We start from the raw sequence: 14,830 nt of genomic DNA on the forward strand, positions 1-14,830 counted from the left end.
CCGATGAATGGGACTTCGTCGAAGGGCGCGAGGTGCCGCCGCCGGTTGCACAGCCACCATTGGAGCCCTTGCTGGCGGCGCTCGTTCCCGTCGTGCTCCTTGCCCTGTTTAGTCGAAAGCGCTGCCCAAAGCAATGACGGCGTGATGAGGGGGCGCCAGCCGGCCCGCAACCGGAGCGGGAAGAGTAGAATCCCGGCGCGGCAACGGGATGACCCGGATGCTGCATCGCACACCAGGTCTTATAAAAGACATATAATCACAGAGTCCCGTTCGGGTACGCACCCGGACGCCCTGCCACCGCCACGATATTGGAAGGAATCGCCCGTGCTTGAAGCCTACCGTGCCCATGTCGCCGAACGTGCCGCCCTCGGAATCCCGCCGCTGCCGCTGTCGAAGCAGCAGACCGAGGAGCTGGTCGCGTTGCTGAAGAATCCCCCGAAGGGCGAGGAAGAGTTCCTCGTCGAACTCCTGACCTACCGCGTGCCGGCGGGCGTCGACGATGCCGCGAAGGTCAAGGCGGAATTCCTCGCCGAAGTCACGAAGGGTGAGGAGACGTGTGCGCTGGTGTCCCGCACGAAGGCCACCGAACTGCTCGGCACGATGCTCGGCGGCTTCAACATCAAGCCGATGATCGACCTGCTCGGCGACGCCGAAGTCGGCGCGGTCGCGGCCGAAGGGTTGAAGAAGACCCTGCTGATGTTCGATTACTTCCACGACGTCAAGGACCTGGCCGTCGCCGGCAACGCGAACGCGAAAGCCGTGATGCAGTCGTGGGCCGACGCCGAGTGGTTCACGAGCCGTCCGGAAGTGCCGGCGTCGCAGAAGCTCACAGTGTTCAAGGTCACCGGCGAAACCAACACCGACGACCTGTCGCCCGCGCCGGACGCCTGGTCGCGCCCCGACATCCCGCTGCACGCGCTGGCGATGCTGAAGAACCCGCGTCCGGGCATCACGCCGGAAGAATCGGGCGTGCGCGGCCCGGTGAAGTTCCTCGAAGAGCTGCGCGCGAAGGGCAACCTGGTCGCCTACGTCGGCGATGTCGTCGGCACCGGTTCCTCGCGCAAGTCGGCAACCAACTCGGTGCTGTGGTTCACCGGTGAGGACATCCCGTTCGTGCCGAACAAGCGTTTCGGCGGCGTGTGCCTGGGCTCGAAGATCGCCCCGATCTTCTTCAACACGATGGAAGACGCCGGCGCGCTGCCGATCGAGCTCGACTGCGGCCAGCTCGACATGGGCGACGAGATCGAGCTGAAAGTCGACGCGACCACCGGCAAGGTCACCGCGCTCAAGAACGGCGCCGTGGTGTCCGAATCGCAGCTCAAGACCCTCGTGATCCTCGACGAAGTGCGCGCCGGCGGCCGCATTCCGCTGATCATCGGCCGCGGTCTCACGGCCAAGGCGCGCGAAGCGCTGGGCCTGCCCGTGAGCACGCTGTTCCGCCTGCCGCAGGCCCCGGCGGACTCCGGCAAGGGCTTCTCGCTGGCGCAGAAGATGGTCGGCCGCGCCTGCGGTTTCCCGGAAGGCCAGGGCGTGCGTCCGGGCACCTACTGCGAACCGAAGATGACCACCGTCGGCTCGCAAGACACCACCGGTCCGATGACTCGTGACGAGCTGAAGGATCTGGCCTGCCTCGGCTTCTCCGCCGACCTGGTGATGCAGTCGTTCTGCCACACCGCCGCCTATCCGAAGCTGGTCGATGTCCGCATGCACCGCGAACTGCCGTCCTTCATCTCGACGCGCGGCGGCGTCGCGCTGCGTCCGGGCGACGGCGTGATCCACTCGTGGCTGAACCGCCTGCTGCTGCCCGACACCGTCGGAACAGGCGGCGACAGCCACACCCGCTTCCCGATCGGCATCTCCTTCCCGGCCGGTTCCGGCCTCGTGGCGTTCGCGGCGGCGACCGGCGTGATGCCGCTCGACATGCCGGAATCGGTGCTGGTGCGCTTCAAGGGCAAGCTGCAGCCGGGCGTGACGCTGCGTGACCTGGTCAATGCGATTCCCTACTACGCGATCAAGCAGGGCCTGCTGACGGTCGAGAAGAAGGGCAAGAAGAACATCTTCTCCGGCCGCGTGCTGGAAATCGAAGGCCTGCCCGACCTGAAGGTGGAACAGGCGTTCGAGCTGTCCGACGCTGCCGCCGAACGTTCGGCCGCCGCCTGCTCGGTGCACCTGGATAAAGAGCCGATCATCGAGTACATGCGCTCGAACATCACGCTGATGAAGTGGATGATCGCCAACGGCTACCAGGACGCCCGCACCCTGGGCCGCCGCATCAAGGCGATGGAAGCGTGGATCGCCGATCCGAAGCTGCTGAAGGCCGACGCCGATGCCGAATACGCCGCCGTGATCGAGATCGATCTGGCCGACGTGGCCGAGCCGATCGTCGCGTGCCCGAACGACCCGGACGACGTGAAGCTGCTCTCCGAAGTCGCCGGCGACAAGATCGACGAAGTGTTCATCGGCTCGTGCATGACGAACATCGGCCACTTCCGCGCCGCGGGCAAGGTGCTCGAAGGCAAGTCGGACATCCCGACCCGCCTGTGGATCGCCCCGCCGACGAAGATGGACGCGATGATCCTCAACGAGGAAGGCTACTACGGCGTGCTCGGCAAGTCCGGCGCACGCATGGAGATGCCGGGCTGCTCGCTGTGCATGGGCAACCAGGCGCAGATCCGCAAGGGCTCGACGGCGATGTCGACTTCGACGCGCAACTTCCCGAACCGGCTGGGCATCGACACGCGCGTCTATCTCGGTTCGGCCGAACTTGCCGCAGTGTGCGCGCTGTTGGGAAAGATTCCGACAGTCGCGGAGTACATGTCGCAGGTGGAAGTGGTCAACGCGAAGGCGAAGGACGTCTATCGCTACATGAACTTCGATCAGATCGAGGAGTTCAAGAGCGTGGCCGACACCGTCACGGTCTGATGCAGGAAGCCGGGCCGATCGGGTTCGCCTGATCAGTCGCTTCACCACGACGCCCCTGTCCGGGAAACCGGGCAGGGGCGTTCTGTTTGGTTTGACGCACCGTGCACGCTCGTTCCACCCCCGGAACGGCCAGCCCGGTCGAATGCGTGGCTCCGCTGTTGTACTACGATGAAAACCAGGCGACCGAGGTATCCGGCGCCGAGTCCGCACCCGACAGTGAAACTCCGACTTGCAAAAGGAGCACGCGATGCTACTCAACCCCTACCTGACGTTCGATGGCCAGTGCGAGGCCGCTTTCCGCTTCTATGCCGATTGTCTTGGCGGCACCGTGACGGCGTTGGCCCGTTTCGGCGAAGCGCCTCAGTGCGACGAGGTGCTGACGCCGGAGCAGCGTGATCGGATCATGCATGCGCGCCTGGCGGTCGGCGACCAGGTGCTGATGGGCTCGGACACGACTCCCGAGCACCCGTACGAAGGCATCCACGGCTGTGCGGTATCGCTGAACGTGGACTCCATTGCCGAGGCCGAACGCATCTTCAGAGCGCTGGCCGAAGGCGGTACGGTGCAGATGCCGCTGGCGCAAACGTTCTGGGCAGCGCGCTTCGGCATGTGCCTCGATCGCTTCGGCGTGCCGTGGATGATCAACTGCGAGAAGAACCAGTGAGACACCCGTGAGGCGCGGGGCAATGTACTGCGCCAGAGTTGGACATCTTCTGTAGATAGCGAGCGCTTCGCGGCTTCGCCACATGAGCATTCAATGAGCAACGACGTCACGATCGGCGAACCCGTCGATCGTGCTGACCTTCATCGACGTGAAGATGCTCATTGCCCCCTGGTATCACGTCCCGGTTGCCGCATCGTTGACGATCGTCGCCGTGCTGATCGGATCGAGCGTAATCGTCAGCCTGCTGGCGACACGCCGGCCTTCGGCCTGACGGGGCGAAAACCTGCAAGCCCTGCATTGATCGCTGTCGCATAAAATATTTGTGCAAAAGCAATTTGCTATAATGGCTTCCACTTTCGCGCCGGAGCGCGGCAACGTCCGAGCCGGCGCTTCGTCACAATCGAGATCCGGTGTGCTGCCGGAGATTCCGATCCTTGCTTCCCGACACGAGGTTTCGGCCGTGTGTTGCGAAGACCCGGACTGAATGGACCGCGTGATCCGGTGCCGTGCCTCCGATGGGGCGCGTCCCGGCACCTGGACGATGAGCGCCGATTCACGCGGACGAAGGAGGGGACAAAACATGTGCGGTATTGCAGGTGAAATCAGATTCGATGGACAGTCGCCTGACGTGGCGGCGCTGGAGCGGATGAATGCGCGACAGCGCGTGCGCGGCCCCGACAGCGGCGGGGTGTTCGTGCAGGGCGCGCTCGGCTTCGGCCACCGCCGGCTGAAGATCATCGACCTGTCCGAATCGGCGCAGCAGCCGATGTTCGATCCGGCGCTCGGCCTGGGGATCGTCTTCAATGGAGCGATCTATAACCACGGCGCGCTGCGCCGCGAGCTCGAGACCCTCGGTTACCGGTTCTACTCGACGGGCGACACCGAAGTCCTGCTGAAGGCCTACCACGCGTGGGGGCAGGATTTCGTGCAGCGGCTCAACGGCATGTTCGCTTTCGCGATCTGGGAGCGGGACAGCGGCCGCGTCGTGCTCGGCCGCGACCGGCTCGGCATCAAGCCGCTGTATTACAACGAACAGCCCGGCCTGCTGCGCTTCGCGTCGAGCCTGCCGGCGCTCGTTGCCGCCGGCGGCGTCGATACCACGGTCGATGCCGTCGCGTTGAACCACTACCTCTCGTTCCATGCGGTCGTGCCGGCTCCACACACGATTCTCGCCGGCGTGCGCAAGCTGCCGCCCGCGACGCTGATGACGGTCGACACGGACGGGCGCCGCAGCGAACACAGCTACTGGTCGCTGGCCTATTCGCACGACCCGAACGACGCGGCGCGCAGCTTCGAGGAATGGACGGAAATCCTGCTCGAAGGCTTGCGCAGTGCGGTCGGCCGGCGCCTGGTCGCGGACGTACCGGTCGGCGCGCTGCTGTCGGGCGGCGTCGACTCGAGCCTGATCGTCGGACTGATGGCACAGGCTGGCGTGCAGGGCCTGAGAACTTACAACGTCGGCTTCGAGGACGTCGGCGGGGAAAAGGGCAACGAGTTCGAATATGCCGACATCGTCGCCGAGCGTTTCGGCACGATCCACGAACGCATTTTCGTGCCCGAGGCGCAACTTCTCGCGCGGCTGCCGGAAGCGGTCGCGGCGATGAGCGAGCCGATGGTGAGTCATGACTGCATCGGGTTTTTCCTGCTGTCGGAGGCGGTGTCGCGCCATTCGAAAGTCGTGCAGAGCGGGCAGGGGGCGGACGAGGTGTTCGGCGGCTACCACTGGTACCCGAAGCTCGCTGGCAGCGTCGACCCGGTTGCCGATTACCTCGCGGCATTTCGGGACCGCGACTACGACGAGTATTCCCGCACGGTTGCCGCGGCACATCGTGCCGACGACTGCAGCGCTGCGTTCGTCGCCGCCCACTTCGACCTGCCCGGTGCAATCGACCCGGTCGACAAGGCGCTGCGTCTCGACACCACCGTGATGCTCGTCGATGACCCGGTAAAACGCGTCGATAACATGACGATGGCGTTCGGCCTGGAAGCCCGTGTGCCTTTCCTCGACCATGAACTCGTCGAGCTGGCGGCACGCATTCCTGCGCGCCACAAGCTCGCGCACGGTGGCAAGGGCGTGCTTAAGGAGGCGGCGCGCCAGATCATTCCTTCCGCGGTCATCGACCGGCCGAAAGGCTATTTTCCGGTGCCGGGGCTGAAATACCTGCAAGGCCCGGTGCTCGAGCGGGTGCGCGACGCGCTGACGAATCGCGCCGCGCGGGAGCGCGGCCTGTTCCGCCGGGAATACGTCGACATGCTGCTCGCCGATCCCGGCGCGCACATCACCCCGCTGCGCGGCTCCAAGCTCTGGCAGCTCGGGCTGCTCGAATGGTGGCTGCAGACCCATGTCCGCTGAGGTGACGCGATGATCCGCAAACAGCTTGCCCGGTCGCTGCGCACCGGAAACCCGCCGCTGCACCTGCCTGCCGGCCAGCCCGAGGCCCAGGCGATGCCCGACAACGTCGTGATCGAGTGCGGCTGGGGACGACTGCTGCCCGGCCAGACGTGGCGCGAACCGGCGCTGCTCGCGACGGAACTGCTGCAGGAGCGACCCGGCCAGCGCGACATCGCGTTCTACGTCGAGAAGCCGCACGTCGTGGTCGCGGCAGCGCCGCAGCAGCTCTTCGTCGATCCTTCCGAAGCTTTTCGGCTGTCGCTCGGCGGTTATCGCAGCGCCCGCCAGACGAGGCGGGGCTTCACGTTGCGACGCCTGCGCACGCGCGCCGATGTCGCCGCGATCAACGTGCTGTACCGCAGCCGTGGCATGGTGCCGGTCGATACGCAGCGCGTGTGGCGCGAGCGCGCGAGCAGGGCGATTACCTACGCGATGGCCGAAGACCGCACGAGCGGCGAGATCATCGGCGTCGCGATGGGACTCGACCATGTCGAGGCGTTCGCCGACGCGCAACACGGCGCGAGCCTGTGGGCGCTCGCCGTCGCCCCGCAAGCCGCCCATCCCGGCGTCGGCGAGTCGCTCGTGCGCTACCTCGCCGAGCATTACCAGGCGCGCGGGCGGATAAGCCTCGACGTGTCGGTGATGCATGACAACAGCCAGGCGATCGCGCTGTACGAAAAGCTCGGGTTCCAGCGCATCGCAGCGTTCGCCGTGAAGCGGCGCAACGCGATCAACGAACCGCTCTTCACCGGCCCGGAAAACGGCGCGCAGGACCTCAATCCTTACGCCCGCCTGATCGTGACCGAGGCGCGCCGGCGCGGCATCCTCGTCGAAGTGCTCGACGCGGAAAACGGCTATTTCCGCCTCACGCTGGGCGGGCGCAGCATCGTCTGTCGCGAGTCGCTGTCGGAGCTGACCAGCGCGATCGCGATGAGCCGCTGCCAAGACAAACGGGTGACGCTGAAGCTGCTGCGCGAAGCGGGGCTGCACGTCCCGGCGCAGGCGGACGCGACGGATGCCGAGGCCAACGAGCGCTTCCTCGCCGAGCACGGCGTGGTCGTCGTCAAGCCCGTCGAAGGCGAACAGGGCAAAGGCATCAGCGTGGATCTGCGCTCGCCCGACGAGGTCGCGGCTGCGATCGAGCGCGCTCATCATTTTTGCGACCGCGTGATTCTCGAGCAGTATTGCGAGGGCGAGGATCTGCGCATCGTCGTCATCGACTTTCGCGTCGTCGCTGCGGCGGTGCGCCGTCCGCCGGTTGTCGTCGGTGACGGGCGTTCGACGGTGCTGGAGCTCATCGAGAAGCAGAGCCGCCGGCGCCAGGCCGCTACCGGCGGCGAGTCGAGCATCCCCGTCGACGAGGAGACCGAGCGCTGCCTGCGCATGCAGGGACATGGTCTCGAGGACGTGCTCGCCCAAGACGTGCAGGTCAGGGTGCGAAATACCGCGAACCTTCACACCGGCGGGACGATCCACGATGTCACGGATGAGCTTCATCCGGCGCTGCGCGACGCGGCCGAAGCGGCGGCGCGGGCGCTCGACATCCCGGTCACCGGGCTGGATTTCCTGGTGCCGGCGGTCGACCGCGGCGATTACGTGATCATCGAGGCGAACGAGCGCCCGGGCCTGGCCAACCACGAGCCGCAGCCGACCGCGGAGCGCTTCATCGACCTGCTGTTCCCGCGCACCCGGGCCGCCTGAATCACGAAAGGAGGGATGATGATTCCGCTCGCCAATGCATTGCCGGAGATCGACTACGACTACCTCGAGGAGACGATGCTGCAGCTCCTCGCGATCCCGAGCCCGGTCGGACTGACCGATGCAGTCGTGCGCTATACCGCCGCCCGGCTCGAGGCGCTCGGGATTGAGTACGAGCTCACGCGGCGCGGCGCGATTCGCGCGACCCTGGGCGGCCGCGAGGCGCAGCCGGCGCGCGCGGTCGTCACGCACCTCGACACGCTGGGCGCGATGGTTCGGGAGATCAAGCCGAACGGGCGGCTGGGGATCGCGCCGATCGGTCACTGGTCGGCGCGATTTGCCGAGGGCTCGCGCCTAACAGTGTTCACCGACCACTGCCAGCTGCGCGGCACCTGTCTGCCGCTGAAAACTTCGGGGCACGCCTTCGGCAGCGAGATCGACACCCAGCCGGTCGGCTGGGACCACGTCGAAGTGCGGGTCGACGTGCCGGCAACGACGGCGTTGGAGCTCGAACAGGCCGGCCTGCACGTCGGCGACTGGATCGCGTTCGATCCGCAGACCGAAGTCCTGCCCGGCGGCTACATCAACTCGCGCTACCTCGACGACAAGGCCGCCGTGGCGGCTCTGCTCGCTGCATGCAAGGCGGTCCGCGACCATCGCCTGCCCCTTGCGGTGGACGTCCACCCGTTGTTCACGATCACCGAGGAAGTCGGCTCGGGCGCGTCCGCGGCGCTGCACGGCGAGATCGCGGAGATGGTCAGCCTCGACATCTCGATCGCCGCCCCAGGCCAGAATACGTCGGAGCATGCCGCGACGATCTGCGTGCAGGACATGTCGGGGCCGTTCGACTACCACCTCACGCACAAGCTGATCGCGCTCGCGCGCGAGCATGACATCCCGCACCGGCGTGACGTGTTCCGCTTCTACCGCTCGGATTCGGCCGCAGCGGTCGAGGCAGGCAACGATATCCGTACGGCGCTGATCGGCTTCGGCGGTGATGCGTCGCACGCGCAGGAACGCACCCACCGCGACGCGCTGGTCGCGTTGACGCGGCTCGTGGTCGCCTACATGACGAGCGAACCGGTGACGCGGCGCGACCGGTGCACGATGAGTTCGTTGGCCGGCTTCACCGAGCAGCTGCGGCCCGAGGACATGGTCGTGCCGTCGACGCCGCTGCCGGTGCCGGGCGAATTTCTCGAGGGCGGCCGGCAGGACGCCAGCGTGGACAGCGGCGGCGAGGCGCGGGATTGTGAGACACCGCAACGCGAACCCGGAGGCGATCCGAAAACTTGATTCGCCCCTGCTACGGGCGCTCGTCGCCTTCGTGCAGGAAGCGTCCCGTCGCGAGGAAAGCTGCGACCTGGCGCGCGCAGGCTTTCGAGAACAGCATTTCGGAATGGGCGACGTGCAGCGTGAGGGAGTCGGTCGCACCGGCAAGCTGCGTCTCGGCGACCGCGACGATGCCGTCATTGGGTTTCGGCAGGCCGAACAGCAGCGGTCCCGTGCCGACGCCGCGATCACCCGCAATGACGCCGATCTCCACCCCGGCGGCGAGCGGCCGCGGGATTCCCCGCCAGTCCTGCATGGAGTGTCCGACGATCCGCGCGCATCCGGGAATCCCTGCCAGCATGGTCGCACAATGCGATCCGCGACATGGCGTTCCCATCAACACGGCACGGCCCCTGTGCGGCAGGGCAGGCCGTGACAGCAGGTTCAATATCAGCAATCCCCCCAGGCTGTGCCCGACGAGGTGCACTGTTTCGGCCTCCCGGGCGGCGACGAAGTGCGCGAGCAGATCGGTGTTCGCCGCAAGACCGCGACGCACTGACGGATAGGAAAAGGTCTCCACCCGAAAACCGCAGCGCATGAGCGCTTGCCGCAGAAAATGAAAGACGATCCCGTGCATCCATAACCCATGGACCAGGATGACGGTTTCGCCGCGCTGCGGGCGCGGTGGCTTTTCAGTTGGAGACAGGGTGAATCGCGTACCGCGGGAGTATTGCAGGCCTGCCAGTCAATCCTGCCGATCGACCTCGAACATATGGAGGACCGAATTGAAGGCATCGGCGCTGACGCACGGGTCGTAGCGCGAGAGAAGTTCGAGCTGGCGGACTTTCGTTGCCGACTGGGCGAGATCGATGATCAGCTGCCGCTCGGCGGCAATCTCGTCGCGCATGCGGCTGGTGACGAACAGGAACGGAATCGGTATGTAAAGATCATCCGGCCCCTGCGTGTGATAGCGAAGATTCGTGATGCGTGTCTCGTTGTCGGTATGTCTTTTCATTGTTGCGCCTTTTTGTTGACGTTCGGAGCACATCTAACTCTGCGAGTCCAATCGCCGAAAAGCGTTGATGTACCGCAAGAAATCTTGAAGGCACGTATCGGTCCGCACAATACCCATTTTCGCGCAATTGCCATAAGCGGTTGCAAAGATGCGAAAACCGTGCACTATAATGCATCGATATGAATCATCCTTCCAACGGTGAACGCTCATGCACAGCGAAAACAGTGGCGAAAGACTGAAGCGGCCCGATTTGACGGTCGAAGAAAACGGCTATCTGCTGATGCTTGGCGAGCGTATACGCGAACTGCGTGCCCGGCGCGGAATGACGCGCAAAGCGCTGGCGCAACAGTCGGGGGTGTCGGAACGCTACCTCGCTCAACTGGAAACCGGGCACGGCAACATCTCGATCATCCTGCTGCGACAGATCGCGTTGGGCATGGGTCTGCCGCTCGTCGACCTGGTGCGCGAAGAGCCCGAGCAACCGGCCGAGCTGACGCTGCTGGTGCAATACCTGAGCCGGTTTTCACCGAAAAAGCTGAACTGGGCGCGCGGCCTGCTGGAAAACGAACTTGAATCGTCCGGCAAGGCCGGGCGGCGTGAGCGGATTGCGCTGATCGGACTGCGCGGCGCCGGCAAGACGACGCTAGGTTCCCTGCTGGCGAAAAATCTCGAAGTGCCATTCTTCGAGCTGGCGAAGACCATCGAACAGGAAGCAGGGGCCGAGCTTTCGGAAATCTTTTCGCTCTACGGGCAGGGCGCCTACCGGCGCTACGAGCGCCGCAGCCTCGAGTCGATCATAGAGAACAACGAGCGCTTCGTGCTCGTTCCGGGCGGAAGCATCGTCTCCGAGCCGGCAACGTTCGAATTCCTGCTGTCGTCGTGCTACACGGTGTGGCTCAAGGCTTCGCCCGAAGAGCACATGGAGCGCGTCGTCGCACAGGGCGATTATCGCCCGATGAAGGACAGTCAGGAGGCGATGGACGACTTGCGCCGCATCATTGCCGGCCGTATCGCGATGTACAGCAAGGCCGACGCGATCGTCGAAACATCGGGCATGACTGTTGAGCAGAGCCTGGCTGCGCTGCGTGAAGTCGTCGTTTCGGCCTGAACTGCCCACGGTCGGCGTCACCGGCCGTGCCGCTGCCATTCTCCGGCGGCCTCTTTTCCCCGCCGCTCCTCGCGCCGCCGAAATTTTCCCCCTCCCGCCTTCGCGGGGGCCCCGGCGAGCCCAGCAATCTCCCTCAACGCTTCATCCCTGCGTGCCGTTTCCAAGAGGACTCCGGGCTCTCCAGAGGCGTTTTCACGCTCCGCTTGGTCCGATTTATCTTGCTGCAATGCACAAAATTGCATGTCCGGAGAAAATGCCGACGAAAAATGCACGGGAGTGCAGTTTTCCTGTGCCGCATTTGATCTATGTCAACAGCGGCTGCACTGGAGTGCGTACTATGCGCAATCATGCAGGGCCGGAAAAATAATGCAGCAGCCGCGGGGTCGGTACAGGCGTCGCGGATAAATCAGAGGAGATAGTTCGATGAGCGATGGTTTGTTCGACCAGTTCAAGACTTGGTACGAGAAGCGCCACGATTATGCACGGGACTGGAAGGCACGGACCGGTGGGCAAGTGGTGGCAACGATGTGTACCTACACTGCCGAGGAATTGCTGATTGCCGCCGGCATGCTGCCGGTGCGCGTGCTCGGTGCCCATGAACCGCAAAACGTGACCGAGCCGCACATCTTCGGCATGTTCTGCCCGTTCTGCCGCGACTCGCTCGCCCAAGGCCTGCTCGGCCGCTTCGATTACGCTGAAGGCGTCACGCTGACCCAGTCGTGCATCCAGTATCGCCAGACCTTCGGTTCGTGGCGCCAGCATGTCCCGACGGTGAAGTGGGACTACTACGTGCCGATGCCGAACGAAGTCCAGTCGCAACATGCGAAGAAGGCTCATTACGAAGAGCTGCAGTCGTTCCGCGTGTTCCTGCAGACGCTGATCGGCAAGGAAATCACCGACGACATGCTGCGCGAGTCGCTCGCCGTGGTCGACGAGAACCGCCGCCTGCTGCGCGAACTGTTCGACTACCGCAAGGATGCGAATCCGAAAGTCACCGGTGTCGAAGCTGTCTATGCATCGCTGACCGCGCAGTTCATCGACAAGCGCGAGCACAACGAGCAGCTGAAGAAGGTTCTCGCCGCGCTGCCGAAGCGCCAGGTCGAGCGCAAGACTGGTGCCCGTTTCATGACCATCGGGTCGGAAAACGACGACATCGCGTTCATGGCGATGGTGGAATCGGTCGGCGCGACGATCGTCATCGACGACCAGTGCTCCGGTACCCGTTACTTCTGGAACGAGTCGAAGCCGGAAACCGATGTCATCAAGGCGATTGCCGATCGTTACTGCGATCGTCCGGCCTGTCCGACGAAGGATTACCCGGTTCATACCCGTTACGACCACGTGCTCGGCCTGGCCAAGGACTACGACGTTCAGGGTGCGATCTTCCTGCAGCAGAAGTTCTGCGATCCGCACGAGGGCGACTACCCGGACCTGAAGCGTCACCTCGAAGCCAACGGCATCCCGACGCTGTTCCTGGAATTCGACATCACGAACCCGATCGGCCCCTTCCGTATCCGTATCGAGGCATTCCTCGAGACGTTGAGCGAAGAAGAGCTGTTCTGAACTGACTGCGGAGAGAACGATGAACGCAATGGCAAACAAGTATCCGACCGAGCCGCTCAAGCTGTGGGGCAAGGCCAAGCAGCTGCGCGAGCAGTACTACCAGAACTACGCGCGGGCGAAGGAAAAGGGCGGCATCCGCTGGTCCGGCTCGGCATGGGCGCTCGACGCGATCCCGGCCGGCCTCGGCGAGGACGTGTATTCGCTGACCGGCGAGCCGTATGCGGCAGCTGTCGCGCATGACCGCAAGTTCGCGAAGGAGTGTATGGACGCAGCGGAAGCCTACGGCTTTGCCCGCGACCTGTGCTCGTACATGCGGATCTACTGGGGCGGCATGCATCTGAACAAGTACGCGTTCGGCGGCGAGTTCCCGAAGCCGGACTTCGTCTTCCAGACGCAGATCTGCTGCTCGCACTCGAAGTGGTACCAGCACGTCGCGAAGGAAGAGAAGGTTCCCGAGTTCTACCTCGACGTCGGCGTCGGCCCGTATCGCGACATGACCGATGCGCGCCTCGACTACGTCGCGAACCAGCTGCACGACGGCATCGAGTTCGTCGAGAAGGCGAGCGGGCGCAAGTTCGATGACGAGCTGTTCATCAAGGCGGTCAAGAACGAGATGCGTTCGACCAGCCGTTGGGCCGACATCTGCGCGCTGAACAAGGTCAAGCCCGCGCCGCTCGACGAGAAGACGATGTACTCGCTGTACGTGCTCTGCACGCTGCAGAAGTCGTCGCAGTGGTGCGCCGACTTCATGGACGAGCTGTACGAGGAAGTGAAGGATCGCGTTGCTCGCGGCATCGCCGCCGTGCCGAACGAGTCCGTGCGTTTGATGACGGATACGCAGCCGCCCTGGTCGTTCCTGAAGATCTTCCGCTACCTCGAGACCTACGGTGCGGTGTCGATCGGTTCGCTCTACACCTTCGCGCTCGAAGGCATCTGGGAAGACAAGCCGGACGGTTCGTGGGGTGGTCGCACGCTGCCGTGGGAGAAGGGCATCGAGATGAACGATCGCGCGACGGCGGTGCGTCTGTATGCCGACTGGAACCTGTCGAAGCCCCAGTGGCAGCACTTCTACGATCCGCGCATCAAGAGCGAAATGATGCTGCGCATCATCAAGGAATGGGGTGTCGATGGCGTGATGCTGCACCTGAACCGCGGCTGCGAAGGCCTGTCGATCGGCATCATGGAAAACCGCCTCGCGATCGCTCAGGCCGGCGTCCCGGTGATGACGTTCGAAGGGAACATGGGCGACGAGCGTGAGTTCGACGAAGTCCGCACCCAGGCCCGTGTCGATGCGTTCATGGAACAGCTCGGCATGCGTCGGCAAGCTGCTTGATCAGAACTGAGAACTCAAGGAGGACACGAAGAATGATTACCGCAGGAATCGACATGGGCTCGCGCAGCGTCAAGGTGGTGCTGCTCGAAGAGATCAAGGTGGATGGCGCGCCGCAACTGAACTACGCGGTCAAGAAAGCGCACCTGATGATGCCGGGCGACATCGACGCCGACCAGGCGGCCGAGAAGGCTTTCACCGAAGCGCTGGCCGCGGCCGGCGTGTCGCGTGACCAGGTGAAGTCGGTGTTCGCGACCGGCGCCGGGCGCAAGCAGGTCGAGTTCGCGACCGAAGGCGTCACCGAGATGACCGCGGGTGCTCGCGGCGCGGTGTACATGTACCCGCAGGCGCGCACCGTGGTCGACGTCGGTGCCGAGGAAGGTCGCGGCATCAAGACCGACTCGGACGGCAAGGCGATCGACTTCGCCGGCAACGAGAAGTGCGCCGCCGGGGCGGGTTCGTTCGCCGAGGCGATGAGCCGCGCGCTGCAGCTCACGCTCAAGGAATTCGGCGAAGCGAGCCTGCGCTCGGACAAGTCGATCCCGATGAACGCGCAATGCACGGTGTTCGCGGAATCCGAAGTGGTGTCGCTGATCCACTCGGCGACGCCGAAGGAAGACATCGCCAAGGCGGTGCTCGACGCGGTGGCGAGCCGGGTGTGCGCGATGGTGCGCCGCGTCGGCATCGAAGGCAACGTCGTGCTGATCGGCGGCATGGTGCACAACCCCGGCTTCGTCCAGTCGCTCAAGAACGCGATGGACGTCGATCAGGTGCTGCTGCCCGAGTTGCCCGAATTCGTCAGCGCTTTGGGTTGCGCGCTGATTGCGGCCGAGCGCCAGCACTGAACCGCCAAACGACACGGATAAAGG

At 64.5% G+C, this 14,830-nt stretch carries 12 protein-coding genes; 10 read left to right on the forward strand and 2 right to left on the reverse strand.

What is annotated here, in order from left to right:
- The first annotated feature begins 324 nt into the window (after nucleotides 1-324).
- The 6 genes from GO608_RS09555 (at nucleotide 325) to GO608_RS09580 (ending at nucleotide 8,969) form a co-directional block, all read left to right on the forward strand.
- Nucleotides 325-2,922: a bifunctional aconitate hydratase 2/2-methylisocitrate dehydratase gene (locus tag GO608_RS09555; RefSeq protein ID WP_169198864.1), complete on the forward strand. Its 2,598-nt coding sequence runs from the start codon at nucleotides 325-327 to the stop codon at nucleotides 2,920-2,922.
- A 247-nt stretch (nucleotides 2,923-3,169) separates the two neighbouring features.
- On the forward strand, nucleotides 3,170-3,586 hold the full coding sequence (locus GO608_RS09560) for a VOC family protein (protein WP_169198865.1): 417 nt from the start codon (nucleotides 3,170-3,172) through the stop codon (nucleotides 3,584-3,586).
- Nucleotides 3,587-3,716: 130 nt separating this feature from the next.
- Nucleotides 3,717-3,857 carry a hypothetical protein gene (locus GO608_RS09565; RefSeq protein ID WP_169198866.1) on the forward strand — a complete coding sequence of 47 codons (141 nt, stop codon included), beginning with the start codon at nucleotides 3,717-3,719 and terminating at the stop codon, nucleotides 3,855-3,857.
- Between the two features lie 309 nt (nucleotides 3,858-4,166).
- Nucleotides 4,167-5,939, forward strand: a complete 1,773-nt coding sequence (locus GO608_RS09570) for an N-acetylglutaminylglutamine amidotransferase (protein ID WP_169198867.1) — start codon at nucleotides 4,167-4,169, stop codon at nucleotides 5,937-5,939.
- A 9-nt stretch (nucleotides 5,940-5,948) separates the two neighbouring features.
- Nucleotides 5,949-7,679: an N-acetylglutaminylglutamine synthetase gene (ngg, locus tag GO608_RS09575; protein ID WP_169198868.1), complete on the forward strand. Its 1,731-nt coding sequence runs from the start codon at nucleotides 5,949-5,951 to the stop codon at nucleotides 7,677-7,679.
- Nucleotides 7,680-7,694: 15 nt separating this feature from the next.
- Nucleotides 7,695-8,969 (forward strand): osmoprotectant NAGGN system M42 family peptidase, encoded by a 1,275-nt coding sequence (locus tag GO608_RS09580; RefSeq protein ID WP_247002979.1) that lies wholly within the window; start codon nucleotides 7,695-7,697, stop codon nucleotides 8,967-8,969.
- A gap of 10 nt (nucleotides 8,970-8,979) precedes the next feature.
- Here GO608_RS09580 and GO608_RS19575 read toward each other — a convergent pair whose 3' ends face one another.
- Together GO608_RS19575 and GO608_RS09595 are read right to left on the reverse strand one after the other, a co-directional pair.
- Entirely contained in the window at nucleotides 8,980-9,690 is a 711-nt protein-coding gene (locus GO608_RS19575) for an esterase/lipase family protein (RefSeq protein ID WP_343316841.1), read from the reverse strand.
- A complete protein-coding gene (locus tag GO608_RS09595; protein WP_053422104.1) occupies nucleotides 9,691-9,960 on the reverse strand; it encodes a hypothetical protein in 270 nt (89 codons plus the stop codon).
- Nucleotides 9,961-10,168: 208 nt separating this feature from the next.
- Here GO608_RS09595 and GO608_RS09600 point away from each other — a divergent pair, with 208 nt between their 5' ends.
- From GO608_RS09600 to GO608_RS09615, 4 genes are all read left to right on the forward strand, one after another.
- Entirely contained in the window at nucleotides 10,169-11,068 is a 900-nt protein-coding gene (locus GO608_RS09600) for a helix-turn-helix transcriptional regulator (RefSeq protein WP_169198870.1), read from the forward strand.
- A 423-nt stretch (nucleotides 11,069-11,491) separates the two neighbouring features.
- Entirely contained in the window at nucleotides 11,492-12,631 is a 1,140-nt protein-coding gene (bzdN, locus tag GO608_RS09605; RefSeq protein WP_169198871.1) for a benzoyl-CoA reductase, bzd-type, subunit N, read from the forward strand.
- Nucleotides 12,632-12,650: 19 nt separating this feature from the next.
- Complete coding sequence (gene bzdO, locus GO608_RS09610; RefSeq protein ID WP_247002981.1) at nucleotides 12,651-13,964, forward strand: benzoyl-CoA reductase, bzd-type, subunit O; 1,314 nt, start codon at nucleotides 12,651-12,653, stop codon at nucleotides 13,962-13,964.
- Between the two features lie 32 nt (nucleotides 13,965-13,996).
- Nucleotides 13,997-14,806, forward strand: coding sequence for an acyl-CoA dehydratase activase (locus GO608_RS09615; RefSeq protein ID WP_169198872.1), 810 nt, complete (start codon nucleotides 13,997-13,999; stop codon nucleotides 14,804-14,806).
- The last annotated feature ends 24 nt before the right edge of the window (nucleotides 14,807-14,830 follow it).

The organism is Aromatoleum buckelii, assembly GCF_012910785.2.
GTDB classification, from domain to species: Bacteria; Pseudomonadota; Gammaproteobacteria; order Burkholderiales; family Rhodocyclaceae; genus Aromatoleum; species Aromatoleum buckelii.